This is a genomic window from Hyalangium versicolor, from assembly GCF_020103695.1.
GTDB classification, from domain to species: domain Bacteria; phylum Myxococcota; class Myxococcia; order Myxococcales; family Myxococcaceae; genus Hyalangium; species Hyalangium versicolor.
The window spans coordinates 40,631-58,859 of sequence record NZ_JAHXBF010000001.1; the positions used below are offsets into that span (position 1 = coordinate 40,631).

General features: G+C 67.7%; 13 protein-coding genes. 10 read left to right on the forward strand and 3 right to left on the reverse strand.

Annotated features, from left to right (window positions below; translation table 11 throughout):
• Positions 1-2,168: 2,168 nt before the first annotated feature.
• The 7 genes from KY501_RS00170 to KY501_RS00200 all read left to right on the forward strand — a co-directional run bounded on the left by KY501_RS00170 (position 2,169) and on the right by KY501_RS00200 (position 10,986).
• On the forward strand, positions 2,169-3,521 hold the full coding sequence (locus tag KY501_RS00170) for an AHH domain-containing protein (protein ID WP_224360281.1): 1,353 nt from the start codon (positions 2,169-2,171) through the stop codon (positions 3,519-3,521).
• A 15-nt stretch (positions 3,522-3,536) separates the two neighbouring features.
• Positions 3,537-4,100, forward strand: coding sequence for an imm11 family protein (locus KY501_RS00175; RefSeq protein ID WP_224360282.1), 564 nt, complete (start codon positions 3,537-3,539; stop codon positions 4,098-4,100).
• A 1,364-nt stretch (positions 4,101-5,464) separates the two neighbouring features.
• On the forward strand, positions 5,465-6,328 hold the full coding sequence (locus KY501_RS00180) for a DUF2381 family protein (protein ID WP_224360283.1): 864 nt from the start codon (positions 5,465-5,467) through the stop codon (positions 6,326-6,328).
• Complete coding sequence (locus KY501_RS00185) at positions 6,325-8,184, forward strand: serine/threonine protein kinase (RefSeq protein ID WP_224360284.1); 1,860 nt, start codon at positions 6,325-6,327, stop codon at positions 8,182-8,184. The genes KY501_RS00180 and KY501_RS00185 overlap by 4 nt, the downstream gene beginning before the upstream one ends.
• Positions 8,185-8,339: 155 nt before the next feature.
• Complete coding sequence (locus KY501_RS00190) at positions 8,340-9,488, forward strand: serine/threonine protein kinase (RefSeq protein WP_224360285.1); 1,149 nt, start codon at positions 8,340-8,342, stop codon at positions 9,486-9,488.
• A gap of 412 nt (positions 9,489-9,900) precedes the next feature.
• Entirely contained in the window at positions 9,901-10,656 is a 756-nt protein-coding gene (locus KY501_RS00195; RefSeq protein WP_224360286.1) for a hypothetical protein, read from the forward strand.
• A gap of 3 nt (positions 10,657-10,659) precedes the next feature.
• Complete coding sequence (locus KY501_RS00200) at positions 10,660-10,986, forward strand: hypothetical protein (RefSeq protein ID WP_224360287.1); 327 nt, start codon at positions 10,660-10,662, stop codon at positions 10,984-10,986.
• 22 nt (positions 10,987-11,008) lie between these two features.
• Here the strand turns inward: KY501_RS00200 and KY501_RS00205 are convergent, their stop codons facing one another.
• Positions 11,009-11,638 (reverse strand): hypothetical protein, encoded by a 630-nt coding sequence (locus KY501_RS00205; RefSeq protein ID WP_224360288.1) that lies wholly within the window; start codon positions 11,636-11,638, stop codon positions 11,009-11,011.
• A 102-nt stretch (positions 11,639-11,740) separates the two neighbouring features.
• Between KY501_RS00205 and KY501_RS00210 the strand changes: the two genes are divergently transcribed.
• Positions 11,741-12,586: a class I SAM-dependent methyltransferase gene (locus KY501_RS00210; RefSeq protein ID WP_224360289.1), complete on the forward strand. Its 846-nt coding sequence runs from the start codon at positions 11,741-11,743 to the stop codon at positions 12,584-12,586.
• Positions 12,587-12,608: 22 nt separating this feature from the next.
• Here the strand turns inward: KY501_RS00210 and KY501_RS00215 are convergent, their stop codons facing one another.
• A complete protein-coding gene (locus KY501_RS00215) occupies positions 12,609-13,583 on the reverse strand; it encodes a quinone oxidoreductase family protein (protein ID WP_224360290.1) in 975 nt (324 codons plus the stop codon).
• A 98-nt stretch (positions 13,584-13,681) separates the two neighbouring features.
• Here KY501_RS00215 and KY501_RS00220 point away from each other — a divergent pair, with 98 nt between their 5' ends.
• Both KY501_RS00220 and KY501_RS00225 read left to right on the forward strand, forming a co-directional pair.
• Entirely contained in the window at positions 13,682-14,524 is an 843-nt protein-coding gene (locus KY501_RS00220) for a LysR family transcriptional regulator (protein ID WP_224360291.1), read from the forward strand.
• Between the two features lie 59 nt (positions 14,525-14,583).
• Complete coding sequence (locus KY501_RS00225) at positions 14,584-16,398, forward strand: tetratricopeptide repeat protein (RefSeq protein WP_224360292.1); 1,815 nt, start codon at positions 14,584-14,586, stop codon at positions 16,396-16,398.
• Between the two features lie 26 nt (positions 16,399-16,424).
• Here KY501_RS00225 and KY501_RS00230 read toward each other — a convergent pair whose 3' ends face one another.
• Positions 16,425-18,182, reverse strand: a complete 1,758-nt coding sequence (locus KY501_RS00230) for an NUDIX hydrolase (protein WP_224360293.1) — start codon at positions 18,180-18,182, stop codon at positions 16,425-16,427.
• Positions 18,183-18,229: the final 47 nt, after the last annotated feature.

Genomic DNA, 18,229 nt, shown 5'->3' on the forward strand with positions numbered 1-18,229 from the left:
CGGCCTGTCTGGACGCGCTAGGAGGCCCATAGCGCGCACCGCGAGGCGCGGGTCCGTGTGCGCGTTCGTCCCGCCTGGACGCGCTAGGAGGCCCGTAGCGCTCACCACGAGGCCCGCGCCAACGTGGCCAGCGGTGGGGATGCGGTGGGGCCAGCGGTGGCGCCGGGTGGCGCCGGGGGTGGTCCCGGGGGTGGCCCCGGCCCGCGTCCCGGGAAGCACCGGGCTCAGCGCCGGTAAAACGCCGGTAAATCCCGGGCTCAGCGCCGGTAAAACGCCGGTAAATCCCGGGCTCAGCGCCGGGAGCAACGCCGGGAGCAACGCCGGGAGCAACGCCGGTTCAACGCTGGTTCAACGCCGGTTCAACGCCGGGAGCAACACCGGAAAAGCGCCGGGTGTCGCGCCGTGGGGCGGGCGGGCAAGCGCGGCTGCTGGAGACTGCCAACGGCTTCGAGGCGGCCCCCTTCCAGATCAGCAAGCGGGCGCGGCCAGTTCGCGCCGACGCCGCGTGCTTGGTTGGCGGCTGAATTCGCGCCGACGCCCCGTGCTTGGTTGGCGGCTGAATTCGCGCCGTCCGTGCCGCGCCAAAGGGTAGGCGAAAGGGCATGGGCGCCGCGCGCCAAAGGGCAGGCGAAAGGGCATGAACGCCGCGCGCCAAAGGGCAGGCGGAAGGCACGGGCGCACACGCGGCGGGTGAATTTGGCGCCGACGCCCCGCGCCTGTCGGCGGGTGGATTCGCGCCGATGCCGCGCACGAGAGGGCACAAGCGCCGCTCACCACCGGGCGCGCGAAATGGGTGGACGCCACGCGCGAGCGGGCGCGGATTTCGCGCCATGAGCCGCGCGCGAGCGGGCGCGGGTTTCGCGCCATGAGCCGCGCGCGAGCGGGCGCGGAATTTGCGCCATGGCCCACGCGCGCGGACGGCGCGAAAGGGCCTGGACGCCGCGCGCGAAAGGGCCTGGACGCCGCGCGCGAAAGGGCCTGGACGCCGCGCGCCAAAGGGCACGAACGCCGCACCAGCGGGCGCGCGAAATGGCACACGAGCGCCGCGCGAGCGGGCACGGGATTCGCGCCGTGGCCCACGCGCGCGGACGGCGCGAAAGGGCCTGGACGCCGCGCGCGAAAGGGCCTGGACGCCGCGCGCCAAAGGGCACGAACGCCGCGCGCCAAAGGGCACGAACGCCGCACCAGCGGGCGCGCGAAATGGCACGGACGCCCGCGCGCGGATTCGCTCCGATGACGTGCGACGAGGGCCGCGTCGACCTGCGGCTCGTGGTGCGGGGCGCGCTGGGCTCGTGGTGCGCGCGTCCAGGCCGGACAGGCGGGGCCTACGCTGACGCGCCCCCTCGTGGTGAGCGCCGGGGCTCGTGGCGAGCATCCAGGCAAGCTCGACGCGGGCGCTTCTGACGGGGGCCTCGTGGTGCGCGCTAAAGGCTCGCGGTGAGCGTCCAGGCCGGGCGCCGTCGGACGTGGTGCGCGCTGGGGCTCGTGGCGAGCGTCCAGGCCGGGCACGTGGACGCGGGCCTCGTGGTGAGCGCTGGGGCTCGTGGTGAGCGTCCAGGCGGGCACGTCGACGCGCGCCTCGTGGTGAGCGCTGGGGCTCGTGGTGAGCGTCCAGGCCGGGCACGTCGACGCGGGCCTCGCGGTGAGCGCTGGGGCTCGTGGTGAGCGTCCGGGCCGGGCACCGTCGGACACGCGCCTCGTGGTGAGCGCTGGGGCTCGTGGTGAGCGTCCAGGGCGGGCACGTGGACGCGGGCCTCGTGGTGAGCGCTGGGGGCTCGCGGTGCGCGTTCAGGCGGGCACCGTCGGACGCGGGCCTCGTGGTGCGCGCCGGGGCTCGTGGCGCGCGTCCAGGCGGGCACCGTAGGACACGGGCCTCGTGGTGCGCGCCGGGGCTCGTGGCAAGGCGTCCAGGCCGGACACGTCGGACGCGGGCCTCGTGGTGAGCGCTGGGGCTCGCGGTGAGCGTCCAGGCGGCCACGCCGACGCGCGCCGCGTGGTGCGCGCGGGGCTCGTGGCGCGAGCGGGGCACCACACGCGGGCCGGAAACGGAGGGATCCGCTTGCCCGCAGGGCCTGTGGGTCACTCATGCGAACACCACCCGGCATATCCTCCCCTCCCGTGTGGCAGCCCCCTAGCCTGTTCCCCTTCTCACAGAAAAGGGGTGCCCCATGCTCTGGCGGATTCTCTGGAAGGCCGAAGCGCTGTTGCTGGCTGTGCTTGTTGGGTGCAGCGCTACTCAGCCAGCGATCCGGGTGGACACCGGAGCAGAGGGAGAAACCCTGATCTACATCCCCCGTGCTGCCACGGTGGAGCCGGTGCAGGTGGCGCCGGAGCAAGTGACAGAGGCGATCCGGAAACTGGCGCGCGAGGTGCGCTTGTCAGGCTCACCCCGGCAGACAGTGGAGCGCCTGTTTCAACTCGACGCGCTCTATGGGGATTACCTCCTCCTCCTCCGAGAGCGAAAGTTCATCGCTCTGGGGTCGTCCGGCATGCCCCTGGAAGGAGCGTTAACAGAGGAGGAGCAGAACCTCGTTAGCCGATACAAGGCGTGGTGTCGGAGTGCCTATGGTTTCGAGGGCGATTGCTTGGGCGCGCTCGTGGGCGGCAAGTACCTGGACATGCAAGGCCGGTACATGCTCGCCATGGCCCTGAGCAAAAGTCCGGTGCTGGAGGAGTTCAAGAAGGCGCTGGGCGAGATGGTGAGCATGCGGGCCGTCCTGCAAGCCGCGATTGGGACTGTGGTGACGCTCCTTGTCCTCCTCGCGTTGCCCGAGCCGATCACCAAGTTTGTAGCCGCGTGGGCTACTACGGCGCTCGTGCTCTGGGTAGGCGCCAGCACGCTCTACAACCTCGTGACGGGTTGGTTCCAGTTGATGGCAGAGGTGAAGACCGCAACCACCTTCGAGGAGATCCGCGACGCGGGCGAGAAGTTCGGGAAGCTGTTCTCGCGTGAAGCTGCGCAAGCGTTCGCCATGATCGTCATGGCGCTTCTGACGCACACGGCGAAGGGGTTCGCGGAGCAGGTAGCGACACTCCCCGGATCCGCTCAAGTGTCGATGCAGGCTGCGGGCCGCGAAGGGATCTTGTTGTCAGAGGTGGGGGCGGTCGAGTCCGTGGCGGTGACTTCCGAGGGCTTTAGCTTGGCTCTGGCACCGGGCGCGGTGGCGATGGCGGCGCGCGGTGGGCGCGGCGACCGCACGGAGAAGCACCACATCGGAACCATCGCGAACAAGAAGTCCACCTTGCGCGGTGGCCCGTGGACTCCCCGGTTCGAGAGGCTTTTCTCCAGGGCGGGAATGCGGCCAACCGACCGAGAAAACATCGTGCCCATCAAGGGGCATAAGGGGCCGCACCCACAGCGATACCATGACCTCGTCTACAGGCGCTTGGAAGAGGCGCTGGGAGATTGCAGCAGCATCGCGGAATGCCGGGCGCGGTTGCTCCCCGCGCTCGAAGACCTTGCCAGGGACATCGCCACACCCGGAACGGACTTGAACCGACTCGTCACCCTCGGGAAATGACGCTAGAACTTCCCTATGCCCCGGCGCTTTTTCGACCTAGCTGACGACGTCTATTTCCCCCACCGCTGGCATCTGGATACCCCCGTCGATAGTAAGGGCCGCAAGGTGTTCGACTGGGACTTCAAGAGAGGGACGCCCGTGCATGTGGACGGACGATTGAGAATTCCCATCGAGGTTGCGGGCAGGCCACTGGACTTCTCCGAGGCGGGTATCAGGATCCCTGTCGTCCACGTCAAGGTGGCATCCATGCTGGCGGAGCAGGCTCATGGTGACGTGCAACTTATCCCCGCAGAAATCGAGGGCCAGCCGGATCAATACCTCGTCCTCGTGGCAACGCGCCTCATCCGCTGCATTGATGAAGGGGCTTCCAAGGTGAGATTCTGGACGCCAGAACATGGAGTGCCCGACAAGGTCGGGCAATACATCGCCGTGGATCGCCTGCGCATCGACAAGGTGAAGGTGGGGAACACCAAGGTGTTCCGTCCTGAGGGATGGTCGGGTTCTCTGATTGTCTCCGAGGAGATCAAGAACGCCTTGGAACGCATGGGCGCCACGGGCACGAGATTCGAGGAGGTGTAGCGGCCCACCAGAAGCTGCGGGGCCCGTGGTGAGCATCCAGGCCGGGCACGTCGACGCGGGCCTCGCGGTGAGCGCTGGGGCTCGTGGTGCGCGTCCAGGCGGGCACCGTCGGACACGTCGGACGCGGGCCTCGTGGTGAGCGCTGCGGGCTCGCGGTGAGCGTCCAGGCCGGGCACCTTCGGACACGTCGGACACGGGCCTCGCGGTGAGCGCTGGGGCTCGTGGCGCACGTCCAGGCCGGGCACCTTCGGACACGTCGGACACGGGCCTCGCGGTGCGCGCTGGGGCTCGCGGTGAGCGTCCAGGCCGGGCACCTTCGGACACGTCGGACACGTCGGACACGTCGGACACGTCGGACACGTCGGACACGTCGGACACGTCGGACACGTCGGACACGGGCCTCGCGGTGAGCGCTGCGGGCTCGTGGCGCGCGTCCAGGCCGGGCACCGTCGGACACGTCGGACACGGGCCTCGTGGTGAGCGCTGGGGCTCGTGATGAGCGTCCAGGCCGGGCACGTCGACGCGGGCCTCGCGGTGAGCGCTGGGGCTCGTGGTGAGCGTCCAGGCCGGGCACCGTCGGACACGGGCCTCGTGGTGCGCGCCGGGGCTCGTGGCGCACGTCCAGGCGGGCACCGTCGGACACGTCGGACACGGGCCTCGTGGTGAGCGCCGGGGCTCGTGGCGCACGTCCAGGCGGGCACCGTCGGACACGTCGGACACGGGCCTCGTGGTGAGCGCCGGGGCTCGTGGCGCACGTCCAGGCGGGCACCGTCGGACACGTCGGACGCGGGCCTCGTGGTGAGCGCTGGGGCTCGTGATGAGCGTCCAGGCCGGGCACGTCGACGCGGGCCTCGCGGTGAGCGCTGGGGCTCGTGGTGCGCGTTCAGGCGGGCACCGTCGGACACGTCGGACGCGCGGCTCGTGGTGCGCTACGGGCCTCCTAGCGCGTCCAGGCGGGCAGGTTGCGGGCCTCGCGGTGTGCGCTGGGGCCCCGTGGTGAGCGTCCAGGCAGGCTAGGTGCGGGCCGCATCGACGCGGGCCTCGTGGTGCGCGCTACGGGCCTCCTAGCGCATCCAGGCGGGCCGGACAGGGGCACCGCTCGACGCGGGCCTCGTGGTGCGCGCTACGGGCCTCCTAGCGCGTCCAGGCGGGCCGGACGCGGGGCCACGTCGACGCGGGCCTCGTGGCGAGCATCCAGGCAGGCCGGACGCGGGCCACGTCGACGCGGGCCTCGTGGCGAGCATCCAGGCAGGCCGGACGCAAGCCGCGTCCGACGTGCGGGGCCTTTGTGCCTTGGCTCCCTCCTGCGCTCACACCAGCGCTGCGGGCTCTGCTAGCGTGCCTACCTCGGAGGTCACGCCCCCTTGTTCCAATCCGCTCCCCTTGCCGTTGCGCTTGTTCTCCTCGCGGGAACGGGCGCACGAGCCCAGGCCACCGCACGCGAGCCGAGACAACGCACCGTCACCGTTACCGGCAACCCAGCCGAGCCCCCGCACGAGATTCGCGTCTCCCACGAAACGCCCACCGCGTTCCTGTTCGGCTCGGACATTCGCAAGAAGTCCCTGCGGGTGGACGCAGCGCGGATCCGGGTGCTGGACGAGGGAGCGCGCTCGATCATCGTGCAAGCTGTGAAGCCTCTCGAAGACGGCGAGCGCCAAGAGCTAGAAGTGCAGTTCGCGGACGACAAGGCACCAGTGCGGGCCGTCTTCGCCCTCGTGGCGCATGCGTCCGACGTTGATGCGTTTGTCACCGTCGCACGGCAGGAGCCAGCCGCCCCAGCTTGCCCCGCAGAAGTGCGCGCTGGGGCGAGGGGGCCGGAAGACTTCCTCTTACTGGGCTACATGGACGGGCGCGGCGTGCCCACTGCCGGGATTGGCGTTACCAAGGGCGCGGCGCACGGTCTGGAATCTACGCGAGGGGTGGTCTATCGGGGCAAGGGGTGGCTGATGTTCCAAGTCGGGATCCGCGACATGCGAGGCCCGCAGCCATGGGTGCCGACGGAAGCGACGCTAACGAGCAAGACGGGCGAGAAGCTACAGGGCCGCGTGGTGCTAGAGGAACAGGGGGAGACAGCACCGGGCGAGCGTGTGCGGGTGCTCGTGGTGACGGAGGAACCGCCCCCTAGCGCGGGCCTCGTCTTCATCCTGGAACTGAGCGGGGCGGATGGTCGGACACTTGCGATCCCCGAGGTGAAACTTCCCGCGACCACGCAGGAGCGCAAGCCATGATCGGGCAAGTGGTGGGGCTGCCCCCCGGTGCTGTTATCGACGGCTTCAAAGTGATCAAGCCGCTTGGGGACGGCGGCTTTGCGTTTGTGTACCTCGTGGAGAAGAACGGCAAGCTGTACGCGCTCAAGCTGGCGCGGCACCGCAACGCGAGCGGCGACGACAAGAGGACGCACGCGCGCACGCTGCGCGAGTTGGGGATCCTGCTGCTGTTCGCGGGCCACCCCAACATCGTCCAATCGTGCGGGTACGGGTACTTGCCGGACAAGGCGAGCGGGAACGTGTATCTCGTCCTGGACTACGTGGACGGGTGGACGTTGGCCGACTGGATCGAGCGCAAACACCCCACCGTGCATGAAGTCCTGTGCGTCTTCGTGAAGATCGCCGCCGCTCTGGCCCATATGCACAGCCGGGGCGTGCTTCACCGGGATTTGAAGCTGGCCAACGTGCTGATCCGCAAGAGCGACGGAGAGCCGATCATCATCGATCTTGGGTGCGCGAGCCACGCTCTAGCCGAGGACTTGACCGAGGAAGGCTTGCCCCCAGGAACGGATCGCTCGCGTGCGCCCCAACAGTTCCAATTCCTCCGCGAGCACAAGGAAGAACACCGGGCGCGGTACGCCTTCCAGGTGTCAGACGAGATCTTCGCTTACGGGGTAATGCTCTATGACCTGCTGACGGATCCGCGCCCCACGGAAGAGCGCACCCGGGAACCGCTCAACAGCAACCTAGTGCCGCCCACGCCCGCCCATGAACTGAATCCCCGCGTGCCCGTGGCAGTGAGCGAGTGGGTGGAAAGCCTCCTAGCGCGTGACCCAAGCAAGCGCCCCGTTGATACCGAAGCCCTGCGGCGTGAAGCGGCGGAACTGGCAGCAGTCACGAGCACTGACTACCTGGAGCCGGTACACCCTCCCTCGAAGCAGCGACAGCCCGCGCCTTCCGAAGCTGGGGAGCCTGTTGCGCTGGAGAAGACGCAGAAACGCTCATGGCCCGCGCTGCGCGCCCTCGTGGGGCGTCTCCACTCGCGCAAGGTTCTTGCGGCGGGGGGCCTCGTGGCTGCTGCCGTTGCCGCTGCGCTCGCCCTCTCGCTCTGGCCTGGAGAAGCGCCCGTCCCATCCTCCGCGCCTCCTAGCGTGGCCCTTGCCCCGGTGCCTGCCAGTGCTGGCCCCATGGCCCTACTTGAGAGCGCCGCTGCTATGTCCACCCCTGCCCCCGCGCGAGCGGCGGACAGAGGCCCCGCAGCTACTGCGGACACACAGAAGGAAGGTTCAACCGTGACGACACAGAAGACAGAAGCCCCCAAGCAAGCGCGCACCCCTCGCGCAGAGAAGCAGCCCCCGAGCGCGGCGGTGTGCAGGTCGCTCGCGTTTCTCGCCGCCGTGGCTGCCGGATGCACGGGAGTCCCGATCAGGCCGGAGCCTTTCGAGTGCCCAGAGCGCACACAGAAAGTCATGCGCGATCAACTGGGCTGGGAAGCCGGGTATCGCTTCTCCGTCGCGCTGGATGACCGCTTTGATCGCGACTCGGACGAGGTGATCTTCCGCCCCGGTGCTGAAGTCGTGGCGCTTGTTCCTGACACTGGCCTTGATCGCGAGCAGCGCCAGAAGGCCCCCCCGGGGACCAAGTTGTGGGGGCGCGTCTACGTGGATCCACAAGACGAGACGGCCAAGGGAAGGGGCGAGCCCGCAGCGATCCTCGTGAAGTACGAGCGCGCGAAGTTGCCGGGACGGGAAGAGGTTCCCGTGTGCGTCATCGCGCGAAGCGCCAAGGCGTACACGATGGACAAGGACGGAGCCACGAAAGCCGCCAACAGCGGAGAGGCGAGGGCGACACCGTTCTATCCCTACGAGGGCCCCTGAAGGCGACGCGCTAGGTAGGCGGGCAAAATCGCCCCCCTCCCTTTCTCACTTCGTCTGACCTAGAGAGTTGTTCACTAGGGCCTCATTCGTTGGGTAACATTCGCCCCCTCGTGGCGGGCTGCTGGCGGCCCGCACGAGCCAAGGAGACACGGCACATGGCGGCAATCGAGTTTCGCGTTCCCAAGGGGGCGATCCTCTTCTCTCAGGAGGGGATTTCTTACGAGTTCCGGGAGAACTTGGGGGAGGCCCACCACGGGCTAAACCTGCTTCTCGCCCGCCAGCGCATGGCGGACGGCAAGCCCCTGGGAAAAGTGCTTCTCAAGGCCGTTGGGATGCCGCGCGGCTTGGCAGGGGCGCGGGTCTACAAGGCGCGGGAGAAGCTAGAGGAGCAAGTCCGGCTTGCCGCGTATCTCCAGCACCCGGGGATCCTCCGCGTCCACGGGATGCACAAGGCAGAGGCGGCTTGGTACGTGATCACCGATCACCCGTCGGGTAATTCGCTGAACGATGTGCTCGCGCTCGTCATGGAGTGTGAGCGGTGGTTCTCTCCCTTCTTCGCTCTGTACGTGGGCGCCCAAGTGGCGGGCGCCCTTCACCACGCGCACACGGCCAAGGACGAGAAGGGGCGCTCGTTGGGCATCGTCCACCGAGCGATTGACCTGGAACACATCTTCGTAGATTGGGCGGGCCGGGTGCAGGTGTCCGACTTCGGCGTTGCCCTCTCCGGGTTGCCGGGGCGCGTAGCTTCGACGGTGCGCCGCCCGCAGGGCGATACCTACTTTTCTTCGCCTGAAATGCTCCTGACGGGCCGCGTAGACGCGCGCTCGGATCTCTTCGCGCTGGGCCTCGTGATGCTCGAACTGGCCACCGGGCGGAACCTGCTTTACGCGGGGAATGGCATCCCGGAGAAAGCTCTAGCGGCCCTCTCGCGCAAGAAGCTTGCGGGCCTGACGCGCGCCCTCAAGCGAGCGAGGCTTGCGGGGTGTGATGACGCCGTGGCAGAGACGATTATGCGCGCGGCGACGTACACCCCCGAGGACGTGGAAGCGGCAACGGCGGGCCTGCCCGATACGCTGCGCGTGCCCCTGTGCAAACTCCTCCAGCGCTCGCCCGCAGCCCGCTACCAGACTGCGGGAGAACTCGAAGCCGACTTGCGCCGATGGCTCGGGGAGACGTTCGGCGCGAACGAGGCAGGCGCCGAGTTGAAGGCCGTAGCGGACGAGGCGGGCGAGCACATGGTCGATATGGGCTTGCCACGCCCGCGCCCCCGAGCACGCACCCAGGACACGATCACGACGAACTAGGGGCAAGTCGCCGTCGCGGTGGGGCTGCGCTTGTCATGGCGTGGCCCCGCAGGCGTGGCTCCCCCGCCTGCCTGGATGCGCCGCGAGGGGCGCGTCGACGTGTCCGGCCTGGACGCTCGCCACGAGCCGCGCGTCGATTTTCCGGCTTGGTCCCGGGGGACTCCGGGGACCAAAAAAGGACCAAATCGAGCGGACGCGTGCGGACGCGTGTGGACGCTTAGAGGGGCCGTTTTTCAGAGGGAAACCGGGGGGAGGGCCGTTTTTCAGAGCGGGCCGTTTTACCCCCTACACGGCTTCGATTGCCGCCGCCTCCATCCTGAGAAGCCCAGTCATTGAAGTTGCCCGGTTCGAAACCGGGCGGACTCCTTGTAGGCTGAGGAAACCCACGAGGCCCGCTTCTGTTTCTTCCAGCATGATTCGCTCCCTCTCACTGTTGGCTGTCCTCCTACCCCGGCTCGTTCTTGCGGACTGCTCCGACTGGGGCATCTCCGTCTGGCCGCCACTCGGCCATTCCCTCCCAGCCAATGGACAGCTGGTCATCCAGGGGTACGGAGAGCTCCAGGAGCAGGTCTCCCGCATCGCCGAGCGCTCCCCACGTCTCGTCGCCGATGCGGACGAGGTTCCCCTGGATCTCATCGCTGTCTATCGCGGCGAGATGCGGCTGACCCAGGCCGTCCTCCAGCCAGAGCGACCGCTGAAGCCCGGCATGCGCTACACGCTGCGCCTCAAGAAGCCGGTGGACACGAAAGTCCCCGTCCTGAGACCCGAGATCGAGTCGAAGGGTGAGACCCTGGCCATGGCCTGGACGGTCGCTCCCGTGGACCTGATACCTCCCCGCTGGCACGAGGCTCCGCGCGTCACCGGGCAGAAGGTCGTGCACTTCGGATGCGGCCCCGCAATCCACGTCAACGTGTCAGCGGCCGTGGAGGACGAGAGCTCCCAAGTCCAGATTCTCGCCGAAGTGACACGTGCCGAGGGCGGCGTACCCGTGCGCTTCCGCCTCACCCCTTCCGAGCAGCAGGTGCAGATCGGCCATGGCATGTGCAGCGGAGGCTTCGAACTTCGAGAGGACGTGCACTACTCGGTGCGGCTCGTGGCGGTGGACATGGCGGGCAACGAGTCGGTAGCCCCGGGAGACAAGCTGCTCATCCAGGGCCCAAAGGAATAGGACATGTTCGTCGCGGTCTATCGCTGGAAGTTGAAGCCGGGCATGGAGGAGCAGTTCCGGCAGGGCTGGAGCCGTACCACGATGCTCGCTCGGGAGCAGTGCGGGAGCCTGGGCTCGGCGCTCTTCCGTGCCCAGGACGGCTCGTGGGTGGCCATTGCCCGGTGGCCGGAGCGCGACGCACGAACCCGCTGCTTCGAGCGTGGCCCCTTGGATCCCGAGGCCGCTCGAAGCATGGACGAGGCCGTCCTCGAGCGGTTCGCGACGCTGGAACTGGAATCCGTCGAAGACCTCTGGGTCCTCGCCCCTCCCGCCGGATCCCTCTCTCCTTGACCTGGAACACCGAACACCAGCGTCAAACGGGTGGCCGGGTGTTCATGATGACAAGCACCAGCAGCGCGACGAACGCGAGCAGGAAGAGGCCTACGGCGATGAGCAAAGGTGCGATGGTGCTCCTGCTGCCTCTCGAGGTGGCTGACGTGGAGGTGCCGCTCGGCATCGCCGTGGGATTGGCGGGCTCGAGACGATGCGCCTGAGGCTGACGCAGGGTGGTCATGAACGCCACGATGAGGGTGGTCAGTGACACGGGGATGAAGAAGAAACTGAAGAAGATGCTGGCATCCTGGGTCTTGGGCGAGATGAAGCAAGTCGCCTCTCGCGCAGCGTCGCGGAGCAAAGGGCAGTACGCGGAGTCCGGGAACCCCTGCGCCAGGAGCAAGGCGCCGATCTCCCCACCTATCACCAGGAAGAAGAGGAGTGCGTTGAGGTGGCCTCGATAGGTTCGCAGGGGAGCGAGGAGCCGAGACCACATCGCGAATGCCACGGTCCAGAGCACCGCGTTGAGGAAGTACCCGGACCAGAAACCCCCTGCTCGCAGGAGCGCGAAGAAGCCGAACTGCGACAGGACGAGCCCCACGAGGAATCCCATCACCGCGAACCGGCGCTTTCGCTCAAAGACTTCGTCACTGTGCTCGAGGGCAGCCATCCGTGGGAGTTGAGCACGGGCGGTGCCGATCTGGATACCCTCGTTTCAGAGCCGGAAGCTGCTGGAGACGCAGCGGCTTCCGAGTCGTCCTAGAATAGCCGCATGACCGACCGAAGCCCCAGCAAGACCGCTGCCGGCGTCGCGCTGCTGAGAGCGGCGCACCAGTTGATCGATGGCGAGCCCAAGGTCCTCACCGATCCCATCGCGGCGAAGTTGATTGAGCCCACGGCGCTGGCCTGGCTGTCGACGCAGCCGGCCGAGCTGCAGATGCCCGCGTCTCTTGCGCTTCGCTCCCATGTCGTGACGCGGAGCCGCTTTGCCGAGGACCGGCTCCAGGAGGCCGTCGCCCGAGGCGTACGGCAGTACGTCCTTCTCGGTGCAGGCCTCGATTCCTTTGCCTACCGCCAGCCCGCGTGGGCGGCGGGCCTGCGCATCTTCGAGGTGGATCACCCCGCGAGCCAGCAGGAGAAGCAGGCTCGCCTGCGGAATGCGGGCATCGTGCCGCCCGAGAACCTCGTCTGGGCGGGCATCGACTTCGAGCGGACCTCCTTGCGTGAGGGGCTCCTCCAGAGCGGCTTTGATCCCCACGTGCCAGCGTTCATGTCGTGTCTGGGCGTGCTCGTATATCTGGAGGAGGCAGCGGTCCACCAGGTGTTCACGTTCGTGGGCTCGCTCCCTCCCTCCAGCGAGATCGTCTTCACCTTCACCGGAACCCGGCAGGAGGTGGACCAGCCCGCACTCCCCGCCTTGGCTTCGCGAGTGGAGTCCCTCGGCGAGCCTTTTCGCTCCCATCTCTTCGAGGAAGATCTCGTGCCCAAGCTCACGGGCCTTGGCTTCTCCGAGGTCACCGTCCTGACGCCTGAGCAATCGCGCGAGCGGTACTTCCAGGGGCGGAGCGACCGGTTGCCTGCCCCGCGCCGCGCGCGGATTGCCAGCGCGCGCGTGTGACGGGCTCGCAGGCTCTCGGACGTCACGGGACGAGGTACAGGCTGCCCGTCGTTCGTCCCGCTTCGAGATCAGCCTGGGCCGCGGCTGCTTCGACCAGGGGATAGGCACGGCCGATGACCGGAGCCACGCCTTCCTCCAGCGTCGCGAAGACTTCCGCCGCCGCGCTTCGGTAGGTCTCCGGGTCGCGCGTGTAGAGCAGGACGCTCGGGCGGGCGAGCGAGAGCGAGCGCCGTGGCCCTATCTCCGAGACGTCCAGGGGAGGGATGGGCCCTCCGGCCTGGCCGATGCTGGCAACCGTTCCGAACGGACGCACGCAGTCGAGCGTCTTCAAGAGCGTCGTGCCGCCGATGCCGTCATACGCGACATCGACTCCGCGGCCGTTCGTGAACGCCGTGACCTCTCGAGCGAAGTCCGTCTCCCGGCCGACGATGATGTGGTCCGCGCCAGCCTCCCGCGCGATGGCGGACTTGGATTCGGATCCGACGGTTCCAATCACCGTGGCTCCCCGGCGCTTCGCCCACTTCGTGAGCAGGCTCCCCAGCCCACCCGCCGCAGCGTGCACGAGCACTGTCGTTCCGGGGCCCACGGGATGCACGCGCGTCAGCAGCATCTGCGCGGTCAGCCCTCGGACCATCGCGGTGGCCGCCACCTCGTCCGTTACGGAGGAGGGGAGGGGGATGGCCCTCCACGCGGGGAGGAGTCTCTCAGAGGAATAAGCTCCTCCAGGAGTGCACGCGTAGGCGATGCGGTCGCCGACTCCGACTGTCGTGACATCAGTCCCGACCGCAGTGACGACCCCAGCACCCTCGACCCCCAGGACCGCGGGCATCGAGGGGAGCGGGTACAACCCGATGCGGTGGTAGATGTCGATGAAGTTGACCCCGATCGCGGCCTGTCGAATCCGGATCTCCCCAGGACCCGGAGTCGGCAGCGAGAGCTCCGCAACCTCGAGCGTCTCCAGTCCCCCGGGGTCCTTCATGTGCACCACGCGAGCCATGCGCCCTTCCTTTCTGTTCGTCGCGAAGAGGAGCTTGTGCCCGGAGCGCAAGATGCGAAATTCCCCATTCCTGCACCCTGCATGTGAGAAAACGCGCAATGTTCGACTGGGAAGACCTCCACCACTTCGCGGCGCTCGCACGGGAAGGATCGCTGTCGGCTGCTGCCCGCAGGCTCTATGTGGATCACGCCACGGTCGCTCGACGGGTCTCCGCGCTGGAGACCTCGCTGGCGCTCAAGCTTGTCGATCGGCGCCCTCGCTCCTATGTCCTCACCGTTGATGGAGAACGCATCGCCGCGCTCGCTGCTCGAATGGAGGAGCAGGCGTTCACCATCGGCCGGGCTGCTCGCGCAGTCCAGGGGCTGGCAGGCGAAGTCACCATCAGTGCTCCACCAACCATGTCGGCCACGCTGATCGCCCCCCGGCTGCGCGAGCTGCGCAGACTGCACCCCGCTCTCCACGTCCGCCTGCTCGGAGAGAAGCGCTTTGCTTCCCTCTCGCGCCGGGAAGCGGACATCGCTGTTCGTCTGAGTCGGCCCGCGGAGAAGGCGCTCGTTGCTCGCAAGATCGGCTCGTTCTCCTTCTCGCTGTATGCCTCGCCCGGCTATCTGGCGGAGCACTCGGCCGAGACCTACGAATTCATCGCCTACGACGAAGGTCTGGATGATGTGCCGCAGCAGCAGTGGCTGAAGGCCATCGCCGGCACGAGGCCGATCGTCCTGAGGATGAATGATCTCGAAGGCCAACGGGCCGCGGCCCGTGCCGGGGTGGGGATCGCCGCGCTCCCGCATTTCCTGGGCGATGGGGACTCCGGCCTTCAGCGTGTCGATGTGGAGAGCAAGCCGGTGTCTCGGGATGTCTGGCTCGTCGTGCACCGGGATCTGCGCCGCGCGCCTCCCGTGCGCGCGGTCATGGCGTTCCTCGAGGACTGCCTCGGCTGAGGCGTGCATGGACTATGCTGTAGCAAGGCCCGTTGCTCCACCACCTCAGAGGCAAGTCCATGGCTGTCGACGATGACGTGAGTCTCCACCCCGAGCGTCCGCACGGCACAGCGTCGGCCGGGCAGGAGGCTCAGGCGCTCGTCGCGGAAGCCCTGGCCATGGAGCGACAGGGCCGCTCCGAGCAGGCGCTGGTGCTCCTCAATGAGATCATCCTGCGCTTCGACGGAGAGACCGAGACGGCAGTCGTCGCACAAGTGGCCAGGGCGCTCGTGAACAAGGCCGTGATCCTCCGGCGCCTGAATCGAGCCGACGAGTCCATGGCCGCCTGCGATGCCGTCATCCAGCGCTTGGGTGGAACCACGGAGGCGAGCCTCCAGGAATGGTTGGCCAGAGCCTTCGTCAACCGGATGCTCCGCTTGGTGGATCTGGGGCGCAGTGAGGATCCCCTGGTCCTCGGTAACGAGATCATCCAGCGGTTCGGTGGCGCGTCCCACGCTCCCGTTCTCAACTCCGTGGCCATGGCCATGAACGCCAAGGCCGTTCACCTCTGGCAGATCGGGAGACTCCAGGAGGCATGGGCTGTCCTGGAGGAGGGCATCCAGCGTTTCGGAGATGCTTCCGATCCAGCGTTGCTGCCGGGGACGAACAGCATGCGCATCAGCAAAGCGCTCCTGCTCGCCGTGACAGGACGGAAGCAGGAGTCGCTGGATGTCTTTGACGAGGCGATCGAGAGCCTGGACGTGGCGTCAGATGATGAGACCCGCCTTCAGTTGTCCAAGGCGCTCTTGAGCAAGGCTCTGGTCTTGATGGAGCAGCGCCAGCACGCGGAGGTGGTGCCCGTATGTGATGAGCTGCTCCGGCGCTTCGCGGGCTTCGGGCTCCTGAACCTTCGGGAGGCGGTGGCCCGAGCGCTCAATTTGAAGGCGACCGCTCTGGGAGAGCTGAACCGGCCCCAGGAGGAACTGGCCACGTATGACGAGTTGGTCCAGAGGCTGGGCGACGTGGAAGAGCTACCTGTCCGGGAGCAGGTGGCCCAGGCCCTCATAGGCAAGGCGCTGCTCCTGAGGCGGATGCGGCAGCCCGAAGGAGCCCTGGACACGCTCGACGCGCTGCTTCAGCGGGTGGGGGAAGGAGGGGAGGAGTCGCTGCGTTCTCAGGTGGCTCGAGCCCTCTGGAGCCGGACCCTGCTCCTCGTTGAGCTGGAGCGACCCGAGCAAGTCGTGGCCTGCTGCGATGAGATGGTCCAGCGTTTCGGCGAGGAGCGGAGCGGGCGGATTCCCCAGATGCTGGGCAGAGTGCTCGTCCACAAGGGCACGGCCCTGAAACAACTCCACCGCTATGAGGAGGCCCTGGCCGTCCATGATGAGGTGATCCGGCGGTTTGCCTCCTCCCAGGAGGGAGCTCTTCGTGGCATGGCTGCCGAAGCGTTCGTGGACAAGGCAGTGATCCTGGCGCTGCTGAAGCAGCCCAAGGCGGAGCTGGCTGTCTATGAGGAGGCGCTCCAGCGCTTCGGTGCGGACGCGGCGCCGGAGGTGCTGGAGATGGTGGCCCTGGCGCTCTTCAACCAGGGCGCGGCCCTGGGAAAGCTGGGCCGGCGCGACGAGGAGCTGGCCGTCTATGACGAAGCGGTCCGGCGCTTCAGCGGAAGCTCCGCGGCGGGAGTGCGGATGCTGGCGGCGCGGGCGCTCTTCAACAAGGGCGTGGCACTCGAGCACCTGGAGCGCCTCGAAGAGGCACTCGCCGCCTACGATCAGCTGCTCCGCGGCTTCGGCGGAGCGAGTGAGGAACCTGTTCTCGAATCCGTGGACAAGGCGCTCCTGCGCAAGGAGCGCGTTGTGGAGCAGCTCCGCCAGCACAGGGCGAAGCCCTCGTGACGGAGCCGATGGAGGCGCTGTGCTGGCTACTCGCCGAGCGCGGCGTACTTCACGAGCGTGAAGCGATACTTCGTCTGGGCACGCATCTTCTCGGCCAACGCGCCGTGAAGTGAGTCGTCCCAGCGGGTGTACTTCTCGATGAAGCGATCCGACGCAGCCTTGTCTCCGGCGCGCTGGATGGCCAGCACCTCGCGCAGCAGCTTGCCGACGACGTCGTGGTACTTCTCGTAGTGGATGTGCAGCCCGTCCGGCCGGGCCTCCAGCAGTCCGTTCTCCAGGAAGTAGTTCATCTGCATGAGCTGCATTGTCTGGTACGGCTGATCGCGGCGCGGGCGGACGATCTGCAGCACCCGCTGGATGCCGCTCGCGTACAGCTCTCGCAAGGTGGTGTCGTCGTAGAAGAGCCGCTCGCGCAGCGCCTTGCCCAGGTACAGGGACACCAGGTCCGACTTCATCTCCTCCAGGGCGCTCGAGTTCTCCTCCAGGGCGTCGCTGTTCACCGAGCGGCCCTTCACGTCTCGATCCACTCCCAGGTAGTGACCCACCTCGTGCCAGAGCGTCCGGTTGAAGTTCCCGCTCAAGCCCAGGTGGCCTCGGAACGGCTCGGCCATCACCGCTTCCCAGGTGGCACGCCCGTTCGTGAAGAGGTCCGGGTGCTTCATGATGTTCTCCCGCAGCAGGATCGTCCGGCCATAGCGGCGGGCATGCAGCGGATCATTGGGCAGGATGCTGGCGGTGTTGGTGCCTCGCGCCTGCGCGAAGTCCGCGATGACCTGGTAGACGCCCACCGGGATGTCCGAGCTCACCGTCTTGTGGGGCTCGTAGGGCAGGCTGTCCTCGAAGGCCTGCAGCCCCTGTAGCGCCTTCTCCAGTTGAGCTGTCGCGGCGTCGTCCCGGATCAGCACGCTGAGCGAGTAGAACGCCTTGGTGCCGAAGAGCTCGTCGTCATAGACCTCGTAGGCTCCGATCTGCGCGTTGAGCCGCTGGAAACGGCCTCGCACCCACGAGGCATCCCCGGACTCGTAATCGTTGGAGAGCAGATCCCTCGCGCGGTTGCGCAGGTGGCCGGCGAACTCGGGATCCGTGCGCTCCACGGCAGCGGCCGCCTCCCAGAGCAGTCCGTACGCCTTCGTCATCTGCGGCGCATAGGCCACGGCGTAGGGCACGGCATACAGCGCTGCCGGATCCGGCTTCGCGGCAAGTGCGCGGAGCCGTTCGCCCAGCCTCGGGTGGAGCCCGTCGATCACCGGGTAGTGCTTCAGCGTGTCGAGATCCTTCTTCAACGACGAGGCCTCCGCCCGGCGGACGACGGTGCGCTGATCGAGGATCGAATCCCGCTGCTCCGGGTGCCGCTCCAGGAACTGCTGCACCTGGTCCTTCGTGATCCCCCACGGGTAGACACTCTTGCCGGGGACGACCGGATCCGTGGGGAGGAAGGGCACCCGTTGGTTCTCCAGCGTGTTGGCGATGGGCCCCTGGAACAGCCGGTAGAACGTCCGCTGCTGTTCCGCGAGGGGTGTCTTCTGACCCTCCAGCTTCTTCCGAAGATCCAGCGCCTGCCGGTGCCGGGAGTCCTCATAGACATCCTGGAAGATCCGCCCCACCTCGAGGAGCTTGGAGACCGCGGTCCGTTCTCCCTCCGTGAGAGGGGTGAGATCGGGCGCGAGCCGGATCGTCTGGGTCCTCGCGTGGATCTCCTCGGCCTGGCGGTCGCTCCAACCGGGCGTGTCTGAGGGGGCGGCGGTGGTGGTCATGAGGAACAGAAGGACAAGGATTCGAGACATGGAGTGAAACACTCGCGGTCGGTGGGCCACGGACTCGCGGCAAGTCT